The organism is Actinomadura sp. 3N508 (genome assembly GCF_044326375.1).
In the GTDB taxonomy this organism is placed as follows: Bacteria; Actinomycetota; Actinomycetes; order Streptosporangiales; family Streptosporangiaceae; genus Spirillospora.
The window spans coordinates 258,659-284,949 of record NZ_JBIRAX010000003.1 but is presented as its reverse complement, the minus strand read 5'-3'; the positions used below and the strand labels follow the sequence as shown (position 1 = coordinate 284,949).

The window sequence follows — 26,291 nt, the reverse complement described above, 5'->3', positions numbered from 1 at the left end:
GTTCGCGTCTAGGCCTGTTCTGATGTGCCGTTGGACGGACGGTGCGCTTTTGTCAACGGTTGACCTGGAGGATAGACGGTGACGAGGTCTCCCAGCGCGATCTGGTTGGGAGAAATATTCGAGGCCCGCAGATCGGCGTGCTATGTTCCTTCTTCCCGCTCGTGGTGTTGCCGACAGCACTGGCCTGATGGCGATGAGTTTCGGCGTGATTTCAGTCTGTGTCCATACCTGAACAACCGCATCCGAGAGAGAGCAGAGCATCATGACCGCTATCTATACCTTCGACGTATTCTCCACTCTCGACGGTTTCGGTTCCTACGACGGCGGCGACTGGGGCGGCTACTGGGGTAAGCACGGACCCGAGTTTCTCGACCGCCGTCTCGCCCTCTACGGCGAGGAGCAGCGGATGGTTCTCGGCGCCACCACTTTCCGGCAGTTCGCGCAGCTGATGGGCCCGCGCTCCGGGGAGTTGAAGGAGCTCGACCCGGTGAACAGCCGGATGCGGGACATGCCGACGACGGTGGTGTCCACGACGTTGGAGGGTCCCCTCGACTGGCCGGACGCGACCCTCGAGAACGGCGACGCCGTCGAAGTCGTCGACCGGCTCAAGACGGAGTCCGAGGTGCCGTTGCGCTCCCATGGCAGCCTGTCGCTGAACCGGGCACTGATGGCGGCCGGCCTGGTCGACCGCGTCCAGGTGACGATCTTCCCGGCGCTCACGGGGCAGACCGGGACGGACCCGATCTTCCAGGGTGCGGCCGACTTCGACCTGGAACTGATCGAGAGCCGGACACTCGACGGCCATATCCAAGAGCTCATCTACCGGCCCACCCTGCATGTCTGAGCACGTTCCCGTGTCCTGCCGATCAGGCGGGCGAACCTGACGCGGAAAGTCCGGCGACATAGCGGCCGGGTTCATGGATGGCCCTGTTCGCGCGGGTTGACGATCTCATCCCAATTCGCCGGCCCGTCCGACGGGCCTGCCTGCCGTTCTCGGACTTCGCAGACGGCACGGACGATGCGGACGAGCCCGACCAGGTGCTGCGCGTTCGGCGCCCGGTATCGCCGTGGGCGTGGGCATCGTCCTGCCGCGTCCAGCCGCTTCTGTTGCGTCGTTGAACGGCGGTGTGCTTTCGTGATCGGGCTGATCGGGAGGGGGCGCACGATGGTGAAGTTCCGCACCACAATCGAACTGGGTGGGAAGACCGCGACCGGTTTCGAGGTCCCGGCCGATGTGGTCGAACAACTCGGGGCGGGCAAGAAGCCGAAAGTGAATGTGACCATCGGCGCCCACAGCTACCGCAGCACGATCGCCGTCTACGGCGACCGGTTCATGCTGCCGTTGAGCGCCGAGAACAGGGCCAAGGCCGGTGTCGAGGCGGGGGACGAGACCGAGGTCGCCCTTGAATTGGACACCGCGCCTCGTGTGGTCGAGGTTCCCGAAGACTTTGCGCAGGCCCTTGCCTCCGACCCGGCCGCGCAGCAGACCTGGAACAGCCTGTCGTACAGCAACCAGCGGTATCACGTGCTGCAGATCGAGGGCGCCAAGACCGAGCAGACCAGGCAACGGCGCATTGCCAAGTCGGTGGACACGCTCAGCCAGGGCAAGCAACGCTGACCCGACCGACCGACCGACCGGCACCGCCGCCGTCACCACTGGCCTGCCGGCCAGTCCACCCATGGGGCCCGCTAGCCCCTCATCGGCTCATCGGCCCGGCGGCCTCAGTGGCTCACTAGTTCGGCGGTCTTGCCGGGGCGATCGGGCCGGGAACCCACCGTTGGGTGATCTCGAAACTGCTCCCGAAGGCCGGACGGCGCGGGAACCTGCCGAGTAGCCGGTTAGGGAATGTGTCCGCCTAGACATCGCGTGGGTAGAGATAGTCGTTGCGAGCGTCGCATCCCTGGGATGCCTCGCAAGGCGCGGGTGCGAAGGCGTGCTGGGCGCACGTCGAGTGCTCCGCAACGCAGGTTCGGTGGGGGTGTACTGGCGAGGCGCTGGGTTACCCCACAGCGCGGCCGATGAGTTTGTGGCTCCCGGCCGGTCAACCTGGTGACACCCAAGGAAAGGACATCGCAATGTCGGAGCTTCTCGTCGACTTCATCACCTCCCTTGACGGCTACGCATCGGGAGAGGGATGGCCCGGGTTCTGGGGCCTGGAGGGTCCGGAGTACCTCGCGTGGCTCGGTGAGCAGCCCGAGGCCACCCTCCTGATGGGAGCGAACACCTACCGCCTGATGTCGGGCTTCGCCGCCGGCGAGGTCCCGAGCGGCCAGGACGAGTTCAGGCCCGAAGAAGAGGCGTCCGTCGACGAGCTCACGCGAGCGTCCAAGGTGGTCTTCTCCTCCACACTCCAGGAGCCACTGACGTGGGCCAACTCCACGCTCGTCCGCGACGACGCCGTCGAGGCGGTCCGCGCCATGAAGTCGAGCGGCTCGGGGCTCCTCAGCACGATCGGCAGCCTGAGCCTGTGCCGGTCCCTGCTACGAGCCGGGCTCGTCGACCGGTTCCGGGTCGTGATGTTCCCGGTGATCACCGGGGCCACGGGCGCGGAACGCATCTACGACGGCTATCCGGACGTCGCCCTCGAGATGACCGACCACCGCACCTTCGACGGCCGCATCCAGCTGGTCGAGTACAAGCCCCGCGTGCTCGAGCACCCGCCGCTCGGTGCCCCCGCGTGACGTCGCCACGTCCGCCGGTCTGGACCGTCGCCGGGCCGGCGGTCACGGAGCAAGCCATAGAAATAGCTGTGCAAAAATCGCCCGGGTAAGTGCGTGTCGGTGATGCAGAACAGGCACGAGCCTCGGCAATAGAAGCGGCCATGGGGAGTCAAGGGCGGCCTTGCCCCTGATCCTCAGGAAGGCCTTCTTCAGGTGAGATCGTCCATAAAATTCCATCGCCTCAGCCCACCAGGACGTTAGTCGGGCTGCCATTGATCGGCTTCCGGCCGATGCGTGATCAGTGATGGAGGTGTACTCTCCGATCGTGAGCATGGGGGCACGTAGCGCGACGGAGGAGACGGAGGATCTGTTCCTTCGCCGCGGGGAGAGAGTGGGTCTCCGCAGGGTCGCCGCCGGCGATCGGGATGCCTTTGTCGAACTGTCCAGGCGGAGCGAGTCGTACTTCCGTCCCTGGATCGTGGCTCCGAAGACCGCGGACGAGTTCGACCGGTACATCAAGCGATTCGACCGGGTGTCCGCCGACGGGTTCGTGATCTGCCTGCTCGATACGAAGGCCATGGCGGGGTTCGTGAACATCAACGAGATCGTTCGCGGGCCGTACCAGCGCGGGGTCATCGGTTATGGGGCATTCGTCTCCGGTGCCGGGCACGGTTACATGACCGAAGGGCTTCGACTGCTGCTCAATTACGCCTTCACTGACCTGGGCCTGCATCGCGTCGAAGCCGATATTCAGCCGGGTAACCACAGGTCGCGGAACCTGGTCGAGCGACTCCAGTTCCGCAAAGAAGGATTCTCGCCCAACTTCATCAAGATCAATGGGCGATGGATGGACCACGAACGCTGGGCGATCGTGAAAGGCCAGATCTAACGCCGACCGCTGCCGGTCACCGGAGACGGCGACCCGAGCCGCGATGGCCCTCCGGATGAGGCCGGTTGCTGAAAGCAGGGGCAGGCCTCGACCGCTCCGGGGGGTGATCGGTGTGCGGGGAAGGTCAACAAACGTGCGGTGACGCACAAGGGGGTGTCCGGGCGGCGGTCGATACATTGACCGGCGTGGAGCCAGTAATGACGACCGTCCTGTCCGCGGGATGAGCATGCCGAACACGACCGGGCAGGTCGTGACCGTCACCGGGCCGGTCGATCCGGGGTCCCTAGGGCACACGGTCACCTCCGTGCACCTGGTCAGCGACCTGAACGGCCGCTCCGAAACGGATACGAACGGTCTCCTCGAAGACGAGGCGCCGGTGCGCATGGACATGCTCGGTGCGCTCGCCCTCGGCGTCGTGAACCGGGACGACCGGCGGCTCACGGAGGCGATCGTCCGGCCCGAGCTCGCCGATTTCGCCGCCCTGGGCGGCGGCGCCGTCGTCGAGGTGACCGGCGTCGACCTCGGGCGCCGGGCGCGGGCGCTGGCCGATCTCTCCCAGGCGACCGGTGTCGCCGTGGTGATGGGCTGCGGCGGATACGCCCCGGCCCGCACACCCGACCTCGCGACCGAGCCGGATGGTCAGGCCGAGCGTCTCGCCGCGGAGATCGTCGGTGCCCTCCGCGAAGGCGTGGACGGCGTCCGAGCGGGTGTGATCGGCGAGATCGCGGCGCTGGATCTCGACCGGCCCGCCGACCGTGCCCTGGCGATGGGCGTCGCGTATGCCGCCCGGCGCACCGGGGCTCCCGTGCTGGTCGGCCGCGCCGCGACGGCGGACGCCACGCACGAACTCCTCGACCTGATGGCCGCGTGCGGCGCCGACCTCGGCCGCGTCGCCATCGGGCACTGCGACGGTCTCGCGACCGACGCCGACGCCCTCGCCCGGCTCGCCGACCGCGGCGTGTTCCTGCAGTTCGACGGGCTCGGGCGCCTCCCGACCGTGTACCGGGAGGTGGACGACCAGGACGTCGCCGCGGCCGTCCTGGCTCTCGCCGGACGCGGTCACGCCGAGCGGATCCTGCTGTCGCCGCGCGTCGCCCGCAAGATCGATCTCAAGGCGTTCGGAGGCGGCGGGTACGGCTTCGTCGCCGAGCAGTTCATCCCCTACCTGGGGTTCATGGGCGCGGACGACGACCTCGCGCGAACCCTCACGGTGGCGAATCCGCGCCGCTGGCTGACCATGACGGAGGGCCGCGGATGAACCTGCCGCCGACCATTCCCGACCTCGCCGGTCAGGTGCTCACGGTGACCGGGCCGGTCGACCCGTCGGTGCTCGGCCCCACGCTGATGCACGAGCACCTGTTCGTCGATCTTCGCCGTCCGGCCCATGCGCTGCGGCCGGGCGAGGACGCGCCGCAGGCGAGCGAACCGCTCACCCTGGCCAACCTGGCCCGCACCCGGCACGGCGCCGTCAACGCCGACAACGACGTCCTGGCCGACTTCGACGAGATGCTCGCCGAGGTGGGGGAGTTCCGGCGCGCGGGCGGCGGGACGGTCGTGGAGGTCACCAGCCTCGGCATCGGCCGCGATCCCGGTTCGCTGCGGCGGATGGCGCAGGCCAGCGGGCTCCACATCGTGATGGGGGCGGGCTGGTACACCCCGACCTTCCACCCGCGGGACATGGACGAACGCACCGTCGATGACCTTGCGGCCGTGATCGTCCGCGACATCGTGGACGGCGCGGACGGCACCGGGATCCGGGCCGGGATCATCGGCGAGGTCGGTGCCGAGAGCGCGCCGCTGACGCCCGGGGAGCTCAAGAGCGTCCGGGCCGCCGGACGTGCGAGCCGGATCACCGGCGCTCCGATCACGTTCCATGTGGGCGGGGTCGGCGAGGAGAAGTTCACGGTCCTGGACATCCTGGACGAGGAGGGCGTGGACCCGTCCAACGTCGTCATGGGCCACGCTGGAACCATGGCCGTCGACCTGCCCTTCGCGCGGCGGGTGCTCGCCCAGGGCGTCTTCATCGAGTTCGACTTCCTGGCCTCGCCGGGCAGCCCCTGGGGACATCTCGTGCTGCTCGGCGACCACAAGGTCGCCCGCGGAATGGCCGACCTGGTCGAGGACGGGTACGCGGGCCAGATCCTGCTCGGCCACGACGTCTGCCAGAAGATTCAGCTCAAGCGGTACGGCGGCCAGGGATACAGCTACATTCCCGACCATTTCCTGCCGGCGCTGCGCCGCCTCGGCGTTTCGGACGAGGCCATTCACAAGATCATGGTGGACAACCCCGCCCGTGCTCTGACCTTCACCGCCCCGTCCCCCTGACGGGCACGGCGCCCCGCCGGCGCGTCAGCGCTGCGGGGCGAGGCCGTCGAAGATGATGCCGAGCGTGCGGGAGCGGACCGGCTCGTCCAGGCGGAGATGGGCGGCCGCGCGGGAGGCGCCGATGAGGAGCGCGTAGACCTCGTCGAGGCGGACGTCCGCCCGGACCGCTCCGGCCTCCTGGGCCCGCCCGAGCAGGACGCCGACGGCTTCGCGCAGGTCACGCGGGCCCTGCGCCGCCCTGCCCGCGTCGCCGCCGCCCGCGTCGCCGTGTGTGTCGCCGCCCGCGTTGGTGAACGCCTCGATGATGGCGAGTTTGCTTGCGGCGTCCTCCACCAGATGGCGGAAGAAGCCGAAGAACGCCGGGCCCGGATCGTCCGCGTCGGCGAGGCTTCGCGCCTCCGCGCACAGGCGGTCGAAATGCCCCACCAGGACCGCTTCCACCAGCGCCCGCTTGGTGGGGAAATGGCGGAAGACGGTGGCGATGCCGACCCCGGCGAGCCGTGCGACCTCCTCGGTGGAGGCCGCCGAGCCGCCCCTGCCGAAGACGTCCTCCGCCACTTCCAAAATCCGCGCGCGGTTGTCGCGGGCGTCGGCGCGCATAGGTTCCGTTGACATCCGAAGTCTCCACTCCGTATATTCGGAGTCATCACTTCGGAAGCTTACCGTGCCGCCGGGAGGCATCATGGCGTCCAGTCCTCGCGAGGTATTCCTCCAGCTCGTGCATGGCGTCGCGGAAGGATGCTGGGACGAGCTGCCCGACCTCTACGCGGACCAGACCTGCGTCGAGCATCCGTTCTCGCCGTTCGAGGGCGAGCCGATGCGCTCCCGGGAGGAACTGCGCGAGCACTTCTCGGCCGGCAAGAACCTGCCGCCCCTCCGCCAGGAACCCGCCAACATCACCGTGCACGAAACCGCGGATCCGGAGGTCATCGTCGCCGAGTTCGAATACCGCGGGACGACCGGGAGCGGCGAACCGTTCCGGGTGCCGTGCATATTCGTCCTGCGGGTCCGGGACGGAAAGATCATCGCTTCGCGCGACTACATCGATCACATTTCGTCGGCCCGCCGCCGCAATGCTCTCGGCGAGTTCATTGAGGCCATCCGCCCCTGAACGGCTGGGCGATCGGGCTCTGCCCCGGGTCACGCTAAGGGCGTTCCTGGGTGGGGGCTTCCTGTTCGGCGGTGGCGGCACTGCGGGAGTGCTCGTCCAGCACAGCGATTCCTGATCCGCTGCGACGGCGGCGCCACAGCCTGCGCGACGTCACCGTTCCGGCGGCGAGGACGCCGAAGGCCGCGGTGATCCACCAGATTCCGATCCGATCGATCCCGTCGGTCAGCGCGCCCTGAATCTCGGTGACCGTCCGGACGACGGGGGAGTCGGCGGCGGCGCCCGCGTTGACGCGCTTTTCGTACCAGCCGTAGTAGGTGACATAGATCCCGGCCAGGAGCAGCAGGCCGCCGCTGACGCGGGAGACGTACGGCAGGATCCGGCGGGTGCGCGCCACCGCGGCCTCGTGTGCCAGCGCCACCAGCATCGACAGGAACCCCACGACCAGGCCCATTCCGGCGCCGTAGGCGGCGAACGCCGCAAGCCCGGCCACGATGCCCGTGCCATCGGACACCAGTCCGGTGACGGCCAGGAACGGTGCGATCGTGCACGACAGGGACGCGATCGCGTACGAGGCTCCGTAGCCGTACAGGCCCGCCAGCGAACCCGACAGCCCGCCCGTCTGAAGGCGTGGCAGCCGGACCAGCAGTTCCCGCCCGGTCACCAGCCACCCGCCGAGCGCGACCAGGACGAGGCCCACCACGATGGTGAGCCAGGGCAGGTACTGGTGGATCGAGGTCGTCAGCGCCGAGATCAGCAGGCCGAACGCGCCGAAGACGGTCACGAACCCCGCGGTCATCGCGGCCGACAGCCGCAGCGCCCGCCAGATGCCGCCGGTGCCCGGCGTCGCGATCAGCAGGGTCAGGTAGGACGGCAGGAGCGCGAAGCCGCACGGATTGAACGCCGCCACCAGCCCGGCGGCCAGCGCGAGCGAGATCTCCTCCATCGGCGCGTCAGCCGAGGAGCTTGCCGACGTGCCGGTTCAGCTCGGACTCCCCGAGCGGCCCGGAGTCCTTGGACGTCGTCCCATCGGGTGCCATGAACACGAACGACGACTGCGAGGTCACCTTGAAATGGGCGTACAGCCGCCCGGTCCGGTCGTCGAGGTGGGTGAGCCCTTCGGTGCCCGTCCGGGAGACGAATTCGTCCAATCGGCCCTTGTTCTTCTCCAGCCCTCCGATGCCGACGAAGGACGCGCGGCCCTTGAACTTTCCGGCGGCCTTCGCCACATCGGGGCCTTCGGCCAGGCATTTGGGGCACCAGGGGGCCCAGAACCAGAACACCACCGGCTTGCCCGCGAGGCTCGTGCCGTCGAAGGCCTTGCCGTCGAGCGTCTCGCCCGTGAACCGCAACGTTCGCGGCGCCTCCTGGCCTGCTCCGCCTGGGCTCTGCGCAGCGGGGCTCCGGGACGCGGTATCCGCCGGCTCGACGGCGGCCGTGCCATCGCCGCCGCCCCCGCAGCCGGCGATGAGCGACACCGCACCGATCACGATCGCAAGCGCCTTCTTCATGCCGGTCACCCTATTGTCCGGCGCGGGCGGCGGGTCCTTACGAAGCAATGACGTCCCTGCGACGAAATGCGGAGCCTCGCAGGCAGGAGCGGAACTACGCCGCGCGCGGCGCCGACCGTAATCGCCCCGTAAGGCCCGCCGGGCTCGGCAGTGGCGAAACACGGTGACAGGCTCAGGGCGCTGCGGGGTCGGAGCCATTTCCCAAACGCTGGAGGTCGATTATGCGGAGTTACGTTGCGGAGTTCATCGGCACATTCTTCCTGGTCTTCACCGTGGGCTGCACCGTCCTGGCGACGGCTCCGTTAGCCCCGCTGGCCATCGGCGCGGTGCTGATGGTCATGGTGTACGCGGGCGGGCACGTCTCCGGCGCCCACTACAACCCGGCGGTGACGCTGGCGGTCCTGCTGCGCGGGCGGATCCGCTGGGCCGACGCCCTCGCCTACTGGGCCGCGCAGCTCATCGCGGGCGTCGCCGCCGCGCTCACCGCCCGCTATGTGGTGGATCCGGGCAAGGTCGCGGAGCTGTCCCCGTCCGGCCGCGCGGTCGGGACGGCGCTCCTGGCCGAGGTGGTGTTCACCCTCGCCCTCGCCTACGTCGTCCTCAACGTGGCCACCAGCAGGGACCACCCGGACAACGGCTTCTACGGGCTGGCCATCGGATTCACCGTCGTGGCCGGGGCCTTCGCGGTCGGCGGCATCTCCGGGGGAGCGTTCAACCCCGCGGTCGCCACCGGTGCGGCGACGATGGGCCTGTTCGCCTGGTCGAAGCTCTGGATCTGGCTGCTGGCCGACCTGGCCGGGGGAGCCCTGGCCGCGGTGGCGTTCCTGGCCCTCAACCCGGAGGACCGCGCCCCGGCCGAGTCCTCCGCGGCGTGACGGGCCGGCGCCGTCTCGCGAAGGGATCGACGCATGAGCAGAATCGCACGGGAACTCGTCGAGCGCGCCGGTGTCGACGTGGACGTCCTGATCGGGGACCTGACGGCGGCCGCCCGAGCGAAACTGGCCGCCCACTACCGCTACACGATCCTGCACGCCGGCCTGGCGGGTCTGATGGGCGCACATCTGCAAGAGGTGCTCATGGACGTTCGCGCCGAGCATCTCCACCATTTCGACGCCCTGGTGGCGCGCATTTACGAACTCGACGGCCGCCTGCCGGACGAGCTCGTCCATTTCGCGATCACCGACCCGGCGGACGGGAGTCTGCCGGACGGCATCGGAGGTGATCCGAAAGCGCTGGTGACCGCACTCATCGATGCCATCAGGCGCGCGACACCCCTCTACACGGGCCTGTGCGAACTCACGGAAGAGAAGGACGACCGTACCTATGACCTCGCCCAGGCGATCCTCTTCGAGGAGAGCGAGCACGACGCATGGTTATGCGAGTTCCTCGGGACGGGCTCGCCGCCCCGCTTCCAACGCGGCTTCCGTGGCCGGTCCCCGTACGTGACCCGGCTGCCTCCCACCGATCCCGCCGGCCCGGATGCACCGGACCCATGACCCTCGCTGTGCGCGGGGGCGGGGGCGGGTCTGGCCATCAGGCCGGTTGGCGGTCGGGGGCGGACGGGCGGCTCGCGAGCGGGGGGTTGAGCGTGGCGGCCAGCGTCCGGGTCACGATCGCGGCGGTCTCGCGGGCGGTCCTGGGAAGCGGGAGGCTGGCGCCGACATAGCAGTCCGGGCGGACGATCAGCAGGCGGTCGGTGTGGTCGGGCAGCCAGCCGGTGAGGCCGCCCGTCCGGTCGTGGAGGGCCGTGGTCGCGGGGTCCGGCGCCGGACCCTGCGGCCTGACCAGCGTGAGACGGTGGTCCGCGGCGATCGCCGTGGCGTCCGCGAGCCGTTCCTCGACGTCCCGCGGCGAGGTAGTGGAGGCGGGGACGGCCAGCAGGGAGAAGTCGCCCGCCAGCCGGGCGCGCAGCGTGGTCGCGCCCGCCGCGCCGTCGGGGACCAGGGCGCCCGCGCCCTCGCCGGGAACGGTCAGCGGGGAGCCGACGTAGGGGAACGGCTCGTACAGGCGCCCGCTGTCCACGTCGGACCGCCGCGCCGGATCGGTCGCCGCGGCGGCGAGCACCGCGTCGCGCCGGGTGACGCCCTCGGCGGACGCGGGCGTCATGAACTTCATCGTGGCGCCGGTGACCGCGACGTGGTGCTCGGCCGCGGCACGGCGCTCCATGTCGTAGGTGTCCAGGAGGGCGGCGTCCGCGCGTCCGGTGAGGACGAAAGCGAGTTTCCAGGCGAGGTTCTCCGCGTCCTCGATCCCGCTGTTCATCCCGCGCGCGCCGAACGGGGAGACCACGTGCGCGGCGTCGCCCGCCAGGAACACCCGGCCCTGGCCGAAGCGCTCGGCGCAGCGCTGCTGGAAGGTGTAGGTGTTGGCGCGCAGGATCCGCGTGTCGTGCTCGCCGATGACGCCGCGCAGCATGTCGTCCAGCCGGGACAGGTAGTGGTTCTCGTCGGCGTCGGGTTCGATCTGCCAGTCGACGCGCCACCGGTCGGGGCCGAAGCTGTGCATGAGGACGATCCGGCCCGGGTGGAACGGCGGGTCGAACCAGAGCCGCCGCTCCCGGCTGAAGGGCAGGTCGGCGGCGAAGTCGCAGACCAGGAAGCGGCCCTCGGTCTGCCAGCCGGAGTAGGCGATGCCGAGCCCGCCGCGCACCCGGCTGCCGATCCCGTCGGCGGCGATGACGTAGGGGGCCCGGTGGGTCTCGGTGCCGTCGGGGCCGTCGGCGGTCACCACCACCTCGTCGCCTCTGTCGTCGACCGAGGTGACCGTGTGCCCGTGCCGGAACCGCACCAGGCCGCAGGCCTGCGCCCGGGCGTGGAGCAGCTCCTCGGTGCGGAACTGCGGGAAGTTCACGAACGGGGGGTAGAGCTCGTCCGCCGAGGTGGGGAAGCGGAGCTGGAGGAGTTCCCGTTCGCGGAAGTAGGTCCGTCCGAGCGACCAGCTCGCGCCGTCCCGCAGGATCTCCTCCGCCACCCCGAGCCGGTCGAGCAGGGAGAGGACGTCGCGCTGGACGGTCACCGCACGGGACTGCCCGCAGCTCGGCGTCGTGCGCCGCTCCAGGACGGTGCTGCGGACGCCCTGACGAGCCAGCAACAGTGCCGCGGTCATCCCCACCGGTCCGGCCCCGATGATGACGACCGGGCTCTCGGTTGTCGACACTCGTCCACCTCCACAGCTCTGACCGATAATCGGTCATATAGATCGCATATAGAGCAATCCTGACGGCTGGCAGCCGAATGTCAACCCTTCGGCCCGGCCTTTTGCATCAATCGATCAAGGTGTGCGATAATCGGTGTCCGATTATCGGTGGGTTGATGACGCACGGCGGACGGGGTGGGGGGCGCATGAACACGCGTTCGGGCAAGCCGGTGGAGGTCGCCCAGACGCTCGATCGCGGTCTCCAGGTGCTCGAAGCCCTCGCGGACGCGTCGGACGGCATGACCGCGACCGACGTCGCCGCGGCGCTCGGCGTGCACCGCTCGATCGTCGCCCGGCTGCTGACCACGCTGCTCAACCGCGGCTATGTGGGCAGGCGCCGCGACGGCCGGTACGTGCTGGGCACCACGCTGCTCAGCCTCGCCCGGCAGGTCTCGAACAACCTGCTGGTCGTCGCGGGCCCGGAGCTCTCCGAGGTGTCGGAGCGGCTCGGGCTCACCGCCGTCCTGCACATCGCGGACGGCGCCGACGCCGTCGCGCTGGCCTCGGTGGAACCCCGCAACGCGGCCTTCCACGTGGGCCTGCGCCCGGGTTCCCGGCATCCGCTGCCGCAGGCCGCCTCCGGCATGGCGATCCTCGCCGGCCGGCCGCCGGTCGAGGGGGAGGACCCCGAGATCACCGAGGCCCGCGCCCTGGGGTACGCCAAGACCACCAGCAGGCTGGTGCCCAACTTCACCGGCATCGCCGCGCCGATCACGATCGCGGGCGAGGCCGAGGCCGCCGTCGGGCTGATCGTCCCGGCGCACGAGGTCCACGACGACGACATGCTCGCCCGCGAGGTCGTCGCGCTCGCCGGCCGCATCGGCCGCGCCCTCCACTGACCAACCTCGCACTGATCGGCAGGACGCTGACCAACCGGGTGTGCCGCGCCTCGTCGCGGCGGTCCTGATCCTGCTCTCCTGCCCGCCGCTCAGGCGGTGTGGTGCCTTCCATCGCCCGGCCCGATTCGGCGTTCCGTTCTGACGGTGGGCCGCTCACCTGCCCGTTCCCGTGCCGCCGCGCTCGCGCGCGGACGGCGCGGATCCGTTCGCCGGGATGCCGTCACGTCGTTGACAGTGGCCGCCGTCACGGTGCATGCTCTCGCTATCCGGTCTATGAAACCGATTATCGGTGAAGACATCGGCGAAAGGCGGCGCATGACGGTCCCCACCCCACCCACACCCCGCGGCCTCAGACGCGTCGCGCTCGCCAGCCTCGTCGGCACGGCGATCGAGTGGTACGACTTCTTCATCTACGGCACGGCTGCGGTGCTGGTGTTCGCGCCGCAGTTCTTCCCCGGGTCCTCCGACCTCGCCGGGACGCTCGCCGCGTTCAGCACCCTGGCGGTCGGCTTCCTCGCCCGGCCGCTCGGCGGCGCGCTGATGGGCCACTTCGGCGACCTCGTCGGACGCAAGGCGATGCTGGTCCTGTCGCTGCTGCTGATGGGCAGCGCCACCTTCGCCATCGGCCTGCTGCCCACCTACGCCGACATCGGCGTGTGGGCGCCGATCCTGCTGGTCCTGCTGCGGTTCCTGCAGGGCTTCGGCGTCGGCGGCGAGTGGGGCGGGGCCGTCCTGCTCGCGGTGGAGAACGCGCCGCCCGGAAAGCGCGGCTTTTACGGGAGCTTCCCGCAGATGGGGGTTCCGGCCGGGGTGATCCTGTCCAACTCGGTCTTCCTGCTCATCCTCGCGACGGTGGGGAAGCAGGGGTTCGTCGACTGGGCCTGGCGGCTCCCGTTCCTGGGCAGCATCGTGCTCGTGGCGGCGGGCATGCTCATCCGCTCCAAGATCGGTGAGACCCCGGAGTTCGCCGAGACCCGGGACCAGGGCCTGCGCCGCAATCCGCTGCTGACGGTGGTCAGGGACAATCCGCGGCAGCTGCTGCTGGCCGGCGGGACCTTCCTCGCCAACAACGCCATCGGCTACGTGATGATCGTCTACATGCTCAGCTACGGGACGAAGACGCTCAAGCTGAGCCAGAACACGATGCTCACGCTGGTCCTGATCGCCAGCGTCGTATGGCTGGTCACGCTGCCCGCCTTCTCCGCGCTCTCCGACCGCGTCGGCAGGCGCCCGGTGTTCCTCGGCGGCGGGCTCGTGCTGCTCGTGTGGTCGATCCCGTTCTTCCTCCTGCTGGACACCAAGACCATTCCGCTGATGGTCGTCGCCGTCGTCATCACCGCGCTCGGGCTTTCCGCCACCTATGGGCCGCAGGCCGCCCTGTTCGCGGAACTGTTCGACGCGGACGTCCGCTACAGCGGCGCTTCTCTCGGATACCAGCTGGGTGCCATTTTCGGCGGCGGATTCGCGCCCTTCATCGCGGCCTGGCTGTATGGGACGACCGGTTCCACGTTCTGGATCGGCGCCTATCTCACCGTCCTCTCGCTGATCAGCTTCGTGTGCATCACCGTGCTACGCGGACGGGAACGGGCTACCGTGGAGGCCACTCCCCAGCTCGTGTAGCGGCGGTGCTCACGGGCGGGCTCAGGGCCGCCGGCCACCACCTGGCCGGCGGCCCTCGCACGTCCGCCCAGAGCACGCCGCCACGCCCAGAGCATGTCCGCTCGCCGTATCGGGTACGTCCGCCTGCCGTCCTTCAGGCCGCCCGCTCGCCGTCCCGGGCGGGGGTCTTCTGCGCTATTCCTGGAATGAGGAAGGGGCCCCGCTGGCTTGTCGCGGGGCCCCTTCCGGGAGTTAGGAAATGGTCAGGCGTCTACGTGGATGCCTTCGCCGCGTGCCCAGCTCCATGCGTAGTCCTGGTCCTCGATCTCGGCCGCCGCGGCGCCCAGGCGCAGCGGGCGGAACGTGTCGAGCATGACCGCGTACTCTTCGGTGCGGACCGCGTCCCGGCTCTTCTCCGCGCTGCCGGGCTGCGGGCCGTGAATGTAGCCCGCCGGGTGCAGCGACATGGAGCCCTGGCCGATTCCGCTGCCGGACCGGCTCATGAAGTCGCCCTCGAAATAGAACAGCACTTCGTCGGAGTCGACGTTCGCGTGGTTGTAGGGCACCTTCACCGCGTCCGGGTGGTAGTCGAACATGCGCGGCACGAACGAGCAGATGACGAATCCGGGGCCCTCGAAGGTGATGTAGGTGGGCGGCGGCAGATGCAGCGCGCCCGTCGAGGGCGTGTAGTCCCTGATCGAGAGCGCGTACGGGTAGTTGTAGCCGTCCCAGCCGACCACGTCGAACGGATGGTGGGCGTAGGTGTAGCGGGTCATGCCGCCCCGGTGGCGGACGAAGACCTCGGCCTCCCCCGAATGGTGCGGAAGGGGGTCTGCCGGGGCGCGCAAGTCGCGTTCGTTGTACGGGGAGCCGTCCAGGAACTGGCCGACGGGGGAGAGGAACCGCTTCGGCGGGCGGATGTGCCCGCCGTCGGCCGCCGCGATCACCAGCAGCCGCAGCTCCGGCCCGTCCAGCAGCCAGCGATGCGTGGTGGACGTGGGAATGACCACGTAGTCCCCGCTGGTCACGGCCAGGGTGCCGTACGCCGATTCCAGCACGCCCGACCCGCTCTCGACGAACACCAGCTCGTCGCCGGACGCGTTGCGGTACAGCACGCCGTCCCGGTCCGCGCACACCGACGACACGCGCACCTGCCCATTGCCCAGCAGCACGCGGCGGTCGAGCGCCGGGTCACCGCCGGGCTTCAGGTCGTGCGTGCGCAGGTGCCGGGGGAGGAGCGGCGCGTTGTCGACCAGCCCCTCGTCGGGCGGCTCGACCGTCGTCGCCGACGTGATCACCGTGGGCGCCTTGCGGTGGTACAGGAACGACTGGGTCCAGCTGAACCCTTCCTCGCCCTGCATCTCCTCGTGCAAGAGGGCGCCGTCAGCGCCGGTGAAGCGGGTATGGCGCTTGCGCGGGATCTCGCCCGCGCTGCGGTAGAAGACCATTTGTGTCGTCCTTCAGCCGGTGAGTTCGTCCCAGACCTGGTGGTCCCGGTCCGTCGTCCAGATGGCGGGCGGCTCGCCGGCCAGTTCCTCCCAGACCCGCTGGGTGTCGAACACCAGCGCGTGCTCGAACACGGGCATGCCGCCGTAGACGGGCAGCAGCGCCTCGCGCGCGGCTCGGTAGGCGTCGCGGCGCGAGCCGCCCTTGTCGCGGACCTCGCCGACCGCGCGCAGCAGCGTGGTCAGGAAGTCGCGGGTGCTCTCGACGGCCTGGACGCTGTCGGCGGCGGTGCGCGCGATGTCGCCGCGCCCGCCGACGAGGATCTCCGGGCGCAGCGCCTTCACCGCGTCCAGCGTGCTCGTGCTCCACTCCTGGTGGTAGGCGTCGCCGGTGTAGACGGCGGAGCCGTTCTCCACCAGGTCGCCCGCGTACAGGACGCGCTGCTTCGGCAGCCAGGCGTAGATGTCGCCGGAGGTGTGGCCGCGTCCGGCGAAGCCCAGCTCGACGGTGCCACGGTCGCCGCCCAGCTCGATCGACAGCTGGTCGGCGAAGGTCAGCGTCGGCCAGGTCAGGCCCGGGATCTCCTCGTGCCCCTCGAACAGGCGCGGCATCCGGCCGAACTCGACGGCCCAGTCCTCCGCGCCGCGCTCGCCGATCAGCCGCCTGGTCTCGGCGCTCGTCACGATGATCTCCGCGTCGAACGCCGCCGCGCCCAGCACCCGCACCGCGTGGTAGTGCGACAGGACGAGGTAGCGCACCGGCTTGTCGGTGTGCTCGCGCAGCCGGTCGAGCCAGCGCCGCGCCATCAGCGGGGTCGCGCGGGCCTCGAAGCAGACCAGGAAGTCCTCGCCCTCGATCGCGCCGACGTTCGGGTCGCCGCCGGTCGTGAGCGCGTACACGCCGTCGGCGAGCACCTCCAGCGTCTCGGTCTTCTCCTGCGTGTCCGCGGTGGACGCGAACGGCTTGCTCATGATCCCTCCTCGGGAAGCTCGATGGTGTGGCGGTCCAGCGCGTCCGGATCCCAGCGGATGCCGTGGCCCGGACGGTCGGGAGGCGTCGCGTGCCCGCCGTCGACCGCGACGGTCTCGGTCAGCACGTCGTCGATCAGCGGGAAGTGCTCGACGGTGGGGCAGTTCGGCACCGCGGCCGCGAGGTGGACGTGCAGTTCCGGCAGGAAGTGCGGTGCCAGGACGGCGCCGAACGGCTCGGCGATCGCGCTGATCCGCAGCCACTCGGTGACGCCGCCGGTCAGCGGGACGTCCGGCTGCAGCACCGACGCCGCGCCCGCCCGCAGGTAGTTCGCGAACTCGAACCGGCCGTGCAGGTGCTCGCCGACCGCGATCGGCAGCCCGGCCCGCTCCGCGAGCTGGACGTGCCCGGCGATGTCGTCCGACACCAGCGGCTCTTCCATCCAGTACACGCCGAGGTCGGCGAGCCGCCCGCCCATCCACAGCGCGGTCGGCAGGTCGAGCCGCTCGTTGCAGTCGACCATGATCCGGACCCGGTCGCCGAGGGCGGCGCGGACGGCGGCGACGCGCTCCACGTCCTCCGCCGCCGGACGCGCCCCGACCCGCAGCTTGACCGCGTCGTACCCCTCGGACACGTACGCCTTGGAGCCCTCGATCAGCTCGTCCACGCTCATCGCGTGGGTGGCGCGCCCGCTGCCGTAGATCGGGACGCGGTCGCGGTGCGCGCCGATGAAGCGGTAGAGGGGCTCGCCGGCGCGGCGGGCGCGCAGGTCCCACACCGCGATGTCGGCGGCGGACAGCGCGGGGAGGGCGACGCCGCGTCCCAGCCGGTGGGTCTTCGCCCAGATCTCCTGCCAGGTGGACGGCCAGTGATCGAGCCGGGAACCGGCCACCAGCTCGCGGACGAGCCCGGTCGTGAGCGCGTGCACCGCCTCGATGCCGCCGGTGAGCGCGTAGGTGAAGCCCGTCCCGGACGCGCCCTCGTCGTCGGTCACGGTCACCAGCAGCAGATCGACCCGCGTCGCGCCGGAGCCGCCGCGGCCCGCGCCGAGCGGGATCCGGGCGACGCGCGCCCGCACCCCGGTGATCACGCTCATCGCCGGGCCGCCTCGTTGATCTCGCGGACGGTCCGCAGCGCCTCGGCGGGCTCCATCCTGGTGCGGTAGGCCATGGTGGCGTGCCTGGCGCGCACGACCCCGTCCCGGTCGAGGACGAAGGTGGCGGGGACGGGCAGGCTCCACTCGCCGTCCGGCTGCTGCTTCGCCAGCGCCTTCGCGGTCCCGTCGAGCAGGTACGGCAGCGCGACCGCGGGGAAGACGAACCGGACCTTGTAGGCGGCCAGCACTTCCTGCGACAGGTCGGACAGCACGTCGAACTCCAGGCCGTGCTTGTCGCGCATGTCGAGCGAGTCGTCCGGCGCCTGCGGGCTCACCGCGACGATGTGCGCCCCCTCCGCGCGGAACGCGGGCAGCGCCTCCTGGTAGGCGTGCAGCTCGATGTTGCAGTAGGGGCACCACGTGCCCCGGTAGAAGGTGAGCACGACCGGTCCCGCGGCGAGCCGGTCGGCCAGCCGCACCGGGTCGCCCACCGCGTTGGGGAGCGTGAAGTCCGGCGCGGTCTCGCCGACCTTGAGCCCCGGGGCGATCCCCTCGCGCTCCAGCTCGGCGAGCGCGTCGTTGATCGCCTTCTTCGCCTCCTCCGGCCGGTTCACCGACGCGGCCTTGGCCAGCAATCGCTCACTCAGGGACGGCAGTTCCCCCACGATCCTCCACCTCGCCTCGTTAACACCGATAATCGGTTAGCATGTTCGTCTAACGGTTACACACTTCCCTCCCGGGGTCTCCCATGTCAACCGGCCGGCGGGCGGGCGAGTCAAGGCTCACGCTCGCTTGACACTGCGCGCCGACTGACCCGACAGTGTTCAATATACGCATTCAATGACCGATAATCGGTAATCTGTTGGAGGCCGTGAACGTCATGACCCTGCTCCACGAGCTGCAGGCCATCCCGATGGACCCCGGCACCACCGCGAGCCGCATCGAGATCCACTCGGGCCTGGCCAGGCACTATCCGCGCATTCACGGCAACCTGGTGCGGCGGGACGGCGCCGGCCGCGATGTGGGCCTGATCTTCATGCACCCGACGTCGAACTTCCTCACCCATTTCATGCTGGAGCCCCTCGCCGAGGCGGGGCTGCCGGTGCTCGGGCTGAACACCCGCTACGTCGGCAACGACGCCACCACGATCATGGAGAACGTGGCGCTGGACATCGGCGCCGCCGTCCGCTGGATGAAGGAGGAACTCGGCTACGAGCGGGTCGTGCTCGCCGGGTTCAGCGGCGGCGGCCCGGCCGTCGCCTACTACCAGAGCCAGGCGGAGAACCCCACCGTCACCGCCACCCCCGCCGGGGACCCGCCGGACCTGACCCGGGCCGGCCTCGAACCGGCGGACGCCGTCCTGCTCCTCGCCGCGCACGCCGGCCGGGGCAGGCTGCTCGCGAGCTGGATCGACCCGTCCGTCCTCGACGAGTCCGACCCCGATCGCCGCGACCCCGGCCTCGACCTCTTCGCCCCCGGGCGCAAGCCCCCGTTCGACCCCGACTGGGTCCGGGAGTACCGCAAGGCGCAGCACGCCCGGATGGACCGGATCAGCGACTGGGCCGAACGCGAGCTCGCCCGCCTGACCGCGCTCGGCGTCGGCGACCGCGCGTTCGTCGTCCACCGGACGGTCGCCGACCCGCGCTTCGTCGACCTCACCATCGACCCCAGCGACCGCGAGGCCGGCAGCATGTACGGCGACCCCCGGGTGGCCAACGAGGCGGGCGCCGGCCTCGGCCGCTACCACACGCTGCGCAGCTGGCTCAGCTCGTGGAGCCTGCGCCATTCGCGCGCGGACGCGGTCGAGGCGCTGCCGCACACGACCGTCCCCGTGCTGATCTGCAGCCTGCTCGCCGACCAGGGCGCGATGCCGGACAACTCCCGGCTGATGCACGAGGCGATCGGCTCGGACCGCTCCACCCTGGTCGAGTTTCCGGGACTGAACCACTACATGGTCAACCAGGAACACGGCCGGGCCGAGGTCGTCGAGCGGATCAGGACCTGGCTCGGCGCGCAGGGCCTGCTGCCGGGGGCCGCCCGATGAGCGACACCACCACCGCCACCGAGGCATTGCCGATCGTCGAGCGCTCCCGGGTCTCCGTGGTGCCCGCGCCGGGCCGGACCAAGCTCGTCACCGTCCCGGTGGACGGCGGCCCGGTCCCGATGGGGGTGCACGGCCCCGTCGCCGAGCACTACCGGGTGCCGATGGACCAGGTCGAACCGCACGCCACCACGCTGGACTACGTGGTCGGCGCGGCCACCGGCTGCCTCGCCGGCACCTTCGGCGGGATGCTCGGCGCGCTCGGCCAGCCCGTGACCGATGGCGCGCTGGTCGCCGAGGGGGAGGGCGAGATCGTCGACGACGGCGGCGTGCTGAGGATCGCGCGGATCACCGTCCGGTACCGCCTTCGCCTCGCCCACGGCGTGGACGAGGCGAAGGTCAGACGGGCTCACGACCGCCACACCCAGCGCTGCCCGGTCGCCCGGTCGCTGGCCGGCGGCATTCCGATCCACACCCGGCTCGACCTCGGCGAAGCCGCCGCCGAGTAGGGGTCTGGACCGTCCGGGCGGTCAGACGCCGGCGACCGAGCGAATCCAGGAACGGCCGGCGGGGACGCTTCCATAGGTCTGCGTCGACCGTCCGTCGGCGGTGGACGCGACGCCGACCTGCTGGTTGTTGTAGCGCTGCGGGCCGCCGGAGTCGCCGCTCCAGGCGTTGCCGGTGATCCTGCTGCTGCAGATCGCCTGCCCCTGGTGGTAGTCGCGGCACGAGGTGGACGTGACGCGCACGTCCGCGCACTTGAGCTGTTCCGAGATCGGGCCGTTGTAGCTGGTGTAGCCCCAGCCGCAGATCTGGTTGGTCGAGCCGTTCGGCGGGTTGGCGTCGGCGAGCTGGGAGAAGGTGGTGTTGTGCGCGGTGGACAGCTGCACCAGGGCCAGGTCGCCCGTCGGCGCCACCTGGTAGTTGGTGACGGTGATCGGGGTGGCGCGGCCCCGGTAGACGCTGCCGACGCGGACGCTGATGCCGCTGCTGACGCAGTGCCGCGCGGTGAGCACCCAGGTCGGGGCGATGATGGTGCCGGAGCAGACGAACGATCCGCCGCTGCGATAGATCGAGGCGGCCCACGGCGCCTGGGCGTCGGTGGCGAACGATCCGCCGATGATCGGCGGTGCGGCCAGGGCGGCCGGCGAGCCGGCCTGGTGCGGTGACTGATCGGCGGCTGTGACGGGGAGGGCCATCCCGAATAGCAGGGCGAGAACGGCACCCAGGACGATGCCGACGCGGCGGGGGGACATTACGGCTCCTGATGTGGGGGTATAAGCAAGGCCTCCTTAAAATAGACCATCGGCCGGATTCCGAGCCCTTTCAGAGGCCCTTGGATTTTTCAGTGTTAATACTCTTGGCATAGAGCGCCGATAATGAATTCACCCGGTACGCCAGAATGGTATCTATTGATCATCGGCGTGCCGGATCCAGAGGGCCAGGGCGGCGGTCAGCAGGCCCCAGGTGATGAGCCACAGGCCGACGATCCAGATCAGCGCGGTCAGGGTCATCCCGGGCCAGACCAGCAGGAGGAGCCCGGCGAGGACGCACAGGCCCGCCAGCAGGGCCGGTCCGCCGCGTCCTCGCGGGCCCGGCGCCGTCAGCGTCGAGACCAGCCCGACCGTGCCGCTGATCAGCCAGAACATGCCGAGGAGGAGGGCCAGGATCTCGACCGTCTGGAGCGGGTCGCGCATGACGAGCACGCCGACGGCCAGCGACAGCACGCCCAGCAGCGTGAACAGGACGCGTGCGGCTCCGCCCGCCTCGTCGGCCGCGATGGCCAGCACGATCTGGTAGACGCCGTGGATCACCAGGTTGAGGCCGAAGAGGAAGGCCACGACGCCGATGGTGGCGTCCGGCCAGGTCACGATGGCCAGGCCCAGCAGCGTCGCGAGGATCCCGGCGACCGCTCCGGCGCTCCCGGCGCGGGTCGCCGCCCGCACGGTGAACCCTCCGTGGGACGTCCGCGGGCCTGCCGGCCCGGCCGCCCCCGATGGCGCTGAGGTCATGAGATCCCCCTCCGCTCGTCGACTCCGCACCCGGACGTGACGAACCGGGCGCGATCCTTCACTACGAGCACACCGCGCGGGACCGGAACCCGCATCATCCGCGGCGGGTGACCCCGCGAACTCATCCGCCGCGGGTGATCTGGCCGCCGCCGCCCCTGGCGGACGATGAGGCGCAACGCACCTTCGACATGGGGGAGGGGTCGACATGACCCAGAAAGCGCATCCGCAGGCGGACGCGGGCCGTGCGCCGGTGAGCGGCTGGGCCGTCGGGCTCGCCGTCTTCGCCGGCTGCATGATGATCATGGCCGGGCTGTTCGGGGCGATCGCGGGGATCGCCGCGATCGTCGACGACGACCTGTACATGATCCGCGGCGACTACGTCTTCAAGTGGGACGTGACGGCCTGGGGCTGGATCCACCTGGGGATCGGGCTCCTCGTGATCGCGGCCGGGATCGGGGTGCTCGGCGGGCGGACCTGGGCGCGGATCGTCGGCATCGCGCTCGCGGTGCTCAGCGCGGTCTCGAACTTCATCTTCCTGCCGTACTACCCGCTGTGGTCCATCGTGATAATCGCGCTGGACGTCGCGGTGATCTGGGCGCTGGCGAAGTACTCCAGGCAGGCCGCCGCCGGCTCCTGGAGCTGACGCGCCGCCGCCGCGCTCACAGGATCGGCGGGATGAGGATCACGGGTCCCCACCGTCGGGTGGCGTTGTTCCGACGGTGCAATGGGGGGTAAGGAGGGAACAAGGGGGATTTGCCCGAGGTCAGAGCGCCGCGGTGACGCATACGCCCCCTTTTCGGGGGATGATCTCAATGAGTGCGACGGGGATTTCCATACCTATGGCACCGGAGGCCGCGCCGGGGACGACGGCGAAGGGATCCGGCCCGGCCGGCTCCCTGCCGGACCTGCCCCACTGGGCCGTTCCGCGTCCGGAACTGACCGAGCGGATGAGCGAGGCGGTCCAGGGCCCGGTCACCTTGATCACCGGGCCTCCAGGGGCCGGCAAGACCACCACGGCGCTGGCGTGGGCGGCGACCGCCGCGGGACCGCCGGGGCCGATCGCCTGCTGGGTCGCCTGCGACGACTCGACGGCGACGGTCCGCGGGTTCTGCCTCGCCCTGCGCGGCAGCCTCACCCGGGCGGGGATCGACGTGCCGTCCACGGAACGAGGGCCCGGCCACCATCCCGAGGCCCGCGACGACGACATGCTCGACGCGATCACGACGGCCCTGCGGACCGCGCGCACCCCGGTCGTGGTCGTGGTCGACGACGTCCCGGCGCGGCCCGGCTCGGCGGCCGCCGACGTGCTGAGCCACCTGCTGCGGCACACGGGCCCGCGGTTCCGGGCGGCCGTCCTCTCGCGCGGCGACGCGCCGCTGCCGCTGCACCGCCACCGGCTCGCGGGCGAGCTCACCGAGATCCGCGCCGCCGACCTCGCCTTCGGGGACCGCGAGATCGCCGCGGTCCTGGCCCAGCACGGCGTGCGGCCGGACCCCGCGTCCGTGCGGGCGCTCCGCGAGCGGACGGGCGGCTGGCCGGCGGCGATCAGGCTCGCCGCGATGTCGATGGAGCACCACCCCGACCCCGAAGGCTTCGCGGCCCGGTTCGGCGGCGACGACCAGGGCGTCGTCGGCTACCTGATGGAGGAGGTCGTGGACGCCCAGCCACCCGGCGCGCGATGGCTGCTGCTGGCGACGAGCGTCACCGACCGCGTCAACGCCGAACTGGCCCGCGACCTGGCCGCTCCGGCGGGACGCGCCTTCCCGGACCTGGTCCGGCAGAACGCGTTCGCCGAGCCGCTCGGGCAGGGCTGGTACCGCTATCACCCCATGCTCGGCAGGGCGCTGCGGCAGATCCTCCAGCACGAGTCACCCGGCATGGTCCCGGAACTGCACCGGCGGGCGGCGACCTGGTTCGAGCGGGCGGGACTGCTGCCCGACGCCGTGCGCCAGGCCGTCCTGGCGGGGGACTGGCACTACGCGTCGCGGATGGTCGTCGAACGGCTCGCGATCGGGCCCGTCCTCGGGCTGCGGCCGCACGACGCGCTGCTCGGCGTCCTCGACGGGATCCCGGACACGGCGGCCTTCACCGGCGCCGGGCCGGAACCGGCGATCGTGGCCGCGGCGGTCGCGGCGCGGCGCCGGGACGAGGCGTCCTGCACGGCCGCGCTGCGGCACGCCAAGCGGGTCCTGCGGCGCTCACCGCCCGACGTGGCCCGGCCCGCGCGGTGGTGCCTGGCGGCCGTCGAGCTGTCCCGCCTCGGCGCGACCGGCTTCGCCGGCCTGGCGGGCGCCTCCGGCGAGGCCGCCCTGCTGAGCCAGGCCCCCGCCCGGCGGCTCGACGACCGTCCGGAACTGCGGGCGCTGGCGCTGTCGGGACGCGGCGCCGCCCACGTGTGGCACGGGGAACTGCACCAGGCGGCCCGCCACTTCGGCGCGGCGCTGACCGCGGCCGAGCGGGCCGGCGGCGACTTCCAGACGAAGCGCTGCCTCGGCGACCTGGCGCTGACCGAGGCGCTGCTCGGCAACGCCGCGCGCGCCACCGAACTGGCCGGCCGCGCCCGCCGGCTCCCCGACGTCCCCGCCCCGCCGGACGGCGGCGCCAGTGCCGCGGCACTCCTCGCGGAGACATGGGCCGACGTGGATCGATGGCGCCTCCAGGAGGCGCGAGGGCGGCTCGGCCAGATGGCGCGGGCGTCGTCCGGGCCTGCGGATCCCGTGTCCAGCGCCGTCCACCACCTGCTGAAAGCCCGCGCCGACCTGTGCCAGGGACGTCCCGACCACGCCCTCGACGACCTGCGGGCGGCCGAGGAGATCACCCCGCGGCCCCGCTGGCTCGACCGCAGGCTGGCGCTCATCGCCGCCGAGGCGAACGTGGCCCGCGGCGAGGTCGAGGCCGCCCGCCGGGACGCTCGGCGCGCCGATGGCCCGGACGCCGGACGGGCGGCGTCCCTCGAATCGTCGCTGGCGCTCGCATACGCCGACGTGCGCGCCGGCGCCGACCGCACCGCGTCCGCCCTTCTGAAGGAGGCGCTGCGCCGCCCCGCCAGGGCGCCGCTGGACGTGCGCGTGGACGCCTGGCTGCTCGACGCCTGCCTGGCCTACCGCGACGGCGACCCCCGGCACGGCCGCCGGTCCCTGGACCGGGCGCTCGGCCTGGCCCGGCGCGAGGAGATCAGGCGGCCCTTCGCGATGGCGCGAAGCTGGCTGCGGCCCGTCCTGCACCATGATCCCGAGCTGCTCCACGCCCATCACCCGCTCCTGGAACCGCTGGGGCTGCTGGTGCGAACCGGCGCGGTGCCGTCCCCGGGCACGAACGAGCCTGACATGAACGGGACGGCGCCGGTCGAGCGGCTCAGCCCGCGCGAACTGGAGGTGCTGCGGTCCGTGGCGCAGCTGATGACCACGCAGGAGATCGCCGCGAACCTGTACGTGTCGGTGAACACGGTCAAGACACACCTGAAGAGCATCAACCGCAAACTGGCCGTGACCCGCAGAGCCGAGGCGGTGCGCCGGGCGCACCAGCTCTCCCTCCTCTGACCCGCCCCGGGGCGGCTACCGGGCGGGCTCCTCGCGGCACAGGCGGAAGCCGATGCTGGGGGTGAGCCCGTCGTCGGGTTCACGGGACATGCGGAAGGAGACGCCGACCGCGTCGGCGCAGTCGGACCAGGAGCCGCCCCGGAGCACGCGTTCGGTTCCCTCGACCGGGCCGCGCGGGTCGGCGGCGGGGGAGTTCCGGTAGTACTCGGCGTCGTACCAGTCGGACGTCCATTCCCACACCGAACCCGCCATCCCGTAGAGGCCGTAGCCGTTGGGCGGGGTGTCCTTCACCGGGCGGATCGCGAATTCGGAGAAGCGGTCGAAGTCGCAGCGCTCGGGCGTGGGCGGCTCGTCGCCCCACGGGTAGCGGCGGCCGGGCAGCCCGCCGCGCGCCGCGCGTTCCCATTCCGCCTCGGTCGGCAGGCGGTACCGGACGCGGTCGTCGGACATCCGCTCACCGAGTTCCGCGGCGGCCGTCCAGGAGACGCCGACCATGGGCTTGCGCTCGTAGCGCCATGGGGCCTCGGGGTCGCGGGGCACGCTGCCGAAGAACTCCTCGGCGGACACGCTCTCCCCGTCGCCTCGGGTCAGCCTGAGTTGAGGGTTGTGGGCGTGCCAGTCGGTCGCGCGGGTGGTGGCGTCCTCGCAGTACTGCCAGCGGATCTGGTTCCCGATGTGCAGGCCCCACCTGAAGTCGCTGTCGATGCCCTCCGGCGGGACCCCGTCGGGTGGGAGCGCCCAGCCCATGAGATTGCAGAACGTCCACCAGCTGGTCGGGGTCTCGGCCATCCAGACGTCGCCGAGCCGCACCTTGTGGGCGGGGTGCTCGTCCAGGTCGCCGTCTGGTGAGCCCATCAGGAACGTCCCGGCGGGGATGTAGCGGAAGGTGATGCCGTGCTCGGTGACCGCCATCCGGTCGAGCAGCGCGGCGCGGGCCTCGGCCACCTCGGTGTCGGCGGGGTTCAGCGCGTACGCCTGGTCGTAGCGGGACGCGGCGTCGCGCAGTTCACCGGCCGCCTCCAGGCCGCGTGCCTGGGTGAGGAGTTCTCGCTGGTCCATGG

26 protein-coding genes are annotated in these 26,291 nt (G+C 71.1%); 15 read left to right on the top strand and 11 right to left on the bottom strand.

The annotated features are described in order from the left end of the window. Window positions 1–262 precede the first annotated feature (262 nt). From ACH34S_RS12640 to ACH34S_RS12615, 6 genes are all read left to right on the top strand, one after another. On the top strand, window positions 263–844 hold the full coding sequence (locus ACH34S_RS12640) for a dihydrofolate reductase family protein (RefSeq protein ID WP_395952743.1): 582 nt from the start codon (window positions 263–265) through the stop codon (window positions 842–844). 291 nt (window positions 845–1,135) lie between these two features. Then, window positions 1,136–1,618 carry a YdeI/OmpD-associated family protein gene (locus tag ACH34S_RS12635; protein ID WP_395952742.1) on the top strand — a complete coding sequence of 161 codons (483 nt, stop codon included), beginning with the start codon at window positions 1,136–1,138 and terminating at the stop codon, window positions 1,616–1,618. Between the two features lie 458 nt (window positions 1,619–2,076). Then, window positions 2,077–2,682 (top strand): dihydrofolate reductase family protein, encoded by a 606-nt coding sequence (locus tag ACH34S_RS12630; protein WP_395952741.1) that lies wholly within the window; start codon window positions 2,077–2,079, stop codon window positions 2,680–2,682. Between the two features lie 310 nt (window positions 2,683–2,992). Then, window positions 2,993–3,550 carry a GNAT family N-acetyltransferase gene (locus ACH34S_RS12625; RefSeq protein WP_395953312.1) on the top strand — a complete coding sequence of 186 codons (558 nt, stop codon included), beginning with the start codon at window positions 2,993–2,995 and terminating at the stop codon, window positions 3,548–3,550. A gap of 220 nt (window positions 3,551–3,770) precedes the next feature. Further along, window positions 3,771–4,808 (top strand): phosphotriesterase, encoded by a 1,038-nt coding sequence (locus ACH34S_RS12620; protein WP_395952740.1) that lies wholly within the window; start codon window positions 3,771–3,773, stop codon window positions 4,806–4,808. Further along, entirely contained in the window at window positions 4,805–5,875 is a 1,071-nt protein-coding gene (locus ACH34S_RS12615; protein ID WP_395952739.1) for a phosphotriesterase, read from the top strand. Before ACH34S_RS12620 ends, ACH34S_RS12615 begins: the two co-directional genes overlap by 4 nt. A 24-nt stretch (window positions 5,876–5,899) precedes the next feature. Here the strand turns inward: ACH34S_RS12615 and ACH34S_RS12610 are convergent, their stop codons facing one another. After that, window positions 5,900–6,490, bottom strand: coding sequence for a TetR/AcrR family transcriptional regulator (locus ACH34S_RS12610; RefSeq protein WP_395952738.1), 591 nt, complete (start codon window positions 6,488–6,490; stop codon window positions 5,900–5,902). Window positions 6,491–6,557: 67 nt separating this feature from the next. On the opposite strand from ACH34S_RS12610, the gene ACH34S_RS12605 reads away from it, so the two are divergent. Further along, window positions 6,558–6,986 carry a nuclear transport factor 2 family protein gene (locus tag ACH34S_RS12605; protein ID WP_395952737.1) on the top strand — a complete coding sequence of 143 codons (429 nt, stop codon included), beginning with the start codon at window positions 6,558–6,560 and terminating at the stop codon, window positions 6,984–6,986. Between the two features lie 34 nt (window positions 6,987–7,020). On the opposite strand, the gene ACH34S_RS12600 is transcribed toward ACH34S_RS12605, so the two are convergent. Both ACH34S_RS12600 and ACH34S_RS12595 read right to left on the bottom strand, forming a co-directional pair. Then, window positions 7,021–7,929 carry a cytochrome c biogenesis CcdA family protein gene (locus ACH34S_RS12600; RefSeq protein ID WP_395952736.1) on the bottom strand — a complete coding sequence of 303 codons (909 nt, stop codon included), beginning with the start codon at window positions 7,927–7,929 and terminating at the stop codon, window positions 7,021–7,023. Window positions 7,930–7,936: 7 nt separating this feature from the next. Further along, window positions 7,937–8,494, bottom strand: a complete 558-nt coding sequence (locus ACH34S_RS12595) for a redoxin domain-containing protein (protein ID WP_395952735.1) — start codon at window positions 8,492–8,494, stop codon at window positions 7,937–7,939. Window positions 8,495–8,715: 221 nt separating this feature from the next. Here ACH34S_RS12595 and ACH34S_RS12590 point away from each other — a divergent pair, with 221 nt between their 5' ends. Together ACH34S_RS12590 and ACH34S_RS12585 are read left to right on the top strand one after the other, a co-directional pair. Beyond that, complete coding sequence (locus tag ACH34S_RS12590) at window positions 8,716–9,369, top strand: MIP/aquaporin family protein (protein ID WP_395952734.1); 654 nt, start codon at window positions 8,716–8,718, stop codon at window positions 9,367–9,369. 33 nt (window positions 9,370–9,402) lie between these two features. Then, the gene (locus ACH34S_RS12585) at window positions 9,403–9,990 is read left to right on the top strand and encodes a ferritin-like domain-containing protein (RefSeq protein WP_395952733.1); all 588 of its coding nucleotides are present in this window, start codon (window positions 9,403–9,405) and stop codon (window positions 9,988–9,990) included. 37 nt (window positions 9,991–10,027) lie between these two features. Here ACH34S_RS12585 and ACH34S_RS12580 read toward each other — a convergent pair whose 3' ends face one another. Then, a complete protein-coding gene (locus ACH34S_RS12580) occupies window positions 10,028–11,650 on the bottom strand; it encodes an FAD-dependent oxidoreductase (protein ID WP_395952732.1) in 1,623 nt (540 codons plus the stop codon). Window positions 11,651–11,835: 185 nt separating this feature from the next. Between ACH34S_RS12580 and ACH34S_RS12575 the strand changes: the two genes are divergently transcribed. Beyond that, on the top strand, window positions 11,836–12,528 hold the full coding sequence (locus ACH34S_RS12575) for an IclR family transcriptional regulator (RefSeq protein WP_395952731.1): 693 nt from the start codon (window positions 11,836–11,838) through the stop codon (window positions 12,526–12,528). Between the two features lie 315 nt (window positions 12,529–12,843). Beyond that, window positions 12,844–14,148: an MFS transporter gene (locus ACH34S_RS12570; RefSeq protein WP_395952730.1), complete on the top strand. Its 1,305-nt coding sequence runs from the start codon at window positions 12,844–12,846 to the stop codon at window positions 14,146–14,148. Between the two features lie 242 nt (window positions 14,149–14,390). Here ACH34S_RS12570 and ACH34S_RS12565 read toward each other — a convergent pair whose 3' ends face one another. Genes ACH34S_RS12565 through ACH34S_RS12550 form a run of 4 tightly spaced genes read right to left on the bottom strand, consistent with a single transcriptional unit; the run spans window position 14,391 to window position 18,303 of the window. Next, window positions 14,391–15,575 (bottom strand): homogentisate 1,2-dioxygenase, encoded by a 1,185-nt coding sequence (locus tag ACH34S_RS12565; protein WP_395952729.1) that lies wholly within the window; start codon window positions 15,573–15,575, stop codon window positions 14,391–14,393. Window positions 15,576–15,587: 12 nt separating this feature from the next. Next, window positions 15,588–16,547, bottom strand: a complete 960-nt coding sequence (locus tag ACH34S_RS12560; protein ID WP_395953311.1) for an MBL fold metallo-hydrolase — start codon at window positions 16,545–16,547, stop codon at window positions 15,588–15,590. Then, window positions 16,541–17,638 carry a mandelate racemase/muconate lactonizing enzyme family protein gene (locus tag ACH34S_RS12555; protein ID WP_395952728.1) on the bottom strand — a complete coding sequence of 366 codons (1,098 nt, stop codon included), beginning with the start codon at window positions 17,636–17,638 and terminating at the stop codon, window positions 16,541–16,543. The genes ACH34S_RS12560 and ACH34S_RS12555 overlap by 7 nt, the downstream gene beginning before the upstream one ends. Then, a complete protein-coding gene (locus tag ACH34S_RS12550; RefSeq protein WP_395952727.1) occupies window positions 17,635–18,303 on the bottom strand; it encodes a peroxiredoxin-like family protein in 669 nt (222 codons plus the stop codon). Before ACH34S_RS12550 ends, ACH34S_RS12555 begins: the two co-directional genes overlap by 4 nt. 206 nt (window positions 18,304–18,509) lie before the next feature. Between ACH34S_RS12550 and ACH34S_RS12545 the strand changes: the two genes are divergently transcribed. Continuing rightward, on the top strand, window positions 18,510–19,682 hold the full coding sequence (locus ACH34S_RS12545) for an alpha/beta hydrolase (protein ID WP_395952726.1): 1,173 nt from the start codon (window positions 18,510–18,512) through the stop codon (window positions 19,680–19,682). After that, a complete protein-coding gene (locus ACH34S_RS12540) occupies window positions 19,679–20,188 on the top strand; it encodes an OsmC family protein (RefSeq protein ID WP_395952724.1) in 510 nt (169 codons plus the stop codon). Before ACH34S_RS12545 ends, ACH34S_RS12540 begins: the two co-directional genes overlap by 4 nt. A gap of 21 nt (window positions 20,189–20,209) precedes the next feature. Here ACH34S_RS12540 and ACH34S_RS12535 read toward each other — a convergent pair whose 3' ends face one another. Next, window positions 20,210–20,935: a S1 family peptidase gene (locus ACH34S_RS12535; RefSeq protein ID WP_395952723.1), complete on the bottom strand. Its 726-nt coding sequence runs from the start codon at window positions 20,933–20,935 to the stop codon at window positions 20,210–20,212. Between the two features lie 153 nt (window positions 20,936–21,088). Next, window positions 21,089–21,691: an HdeD family acid-resistance protein gene (locus ACH34S_RS12530; RefSeq protein ID WP_395952722.1), complete on the bottom strand. Its 603-nt coding sequence runs from the start codon at window positions 21,689–21,691 to the stop codon at window positions 21,089–21,091. A gap of 205 nt (window positions 21,692–21,896) precedes the next feature. On the opposite strand from ACH34S_RS12530, the gene ACH34S_RS12525 reads away from it, so the two are divergent. Next, window positions 21,897–22,334, top strand: a complete 438-nt coding sequence (locus ACH34S_RS12525) for a hypothetical protein (protein ID WP_395952721.1) — start codon at window positions 21,897–21,899, stop codon at window positions 22,332–22,334. Between the two features lie 196 nt (window positions 22,335–22,530). Beyond that, a complete protein-coding gene (locus ACH34S_RS12520; RefSeq protein WP_395952720.1) occupies window positions 22,531–25,230 on the top strand; it encodes a LuxR C-terminal-related transcriptional regulator in 2,700 nt (899 codons plus the stop codon). A 15-nt stretch (window positions 25,231–25,245) separates the two neighbouring features. Here the strand turns inward: ACH34S_RS12520 and ACH34S_RS12515 are convergent, their stop codons facing one another. After that, a complete protein-coding gene (locus tag ACH34S_RS12515) occupies window positions 25,246–26,289 on the bottom strand; it encodes a formylglycine-generating enzyme family protein (RefSeq protein ID WP_395952719.1) in 1,044 nt (347 codons plus the stop codon). Window positions 26,290–26,291 lie beyond the last annotated feature (2 nt).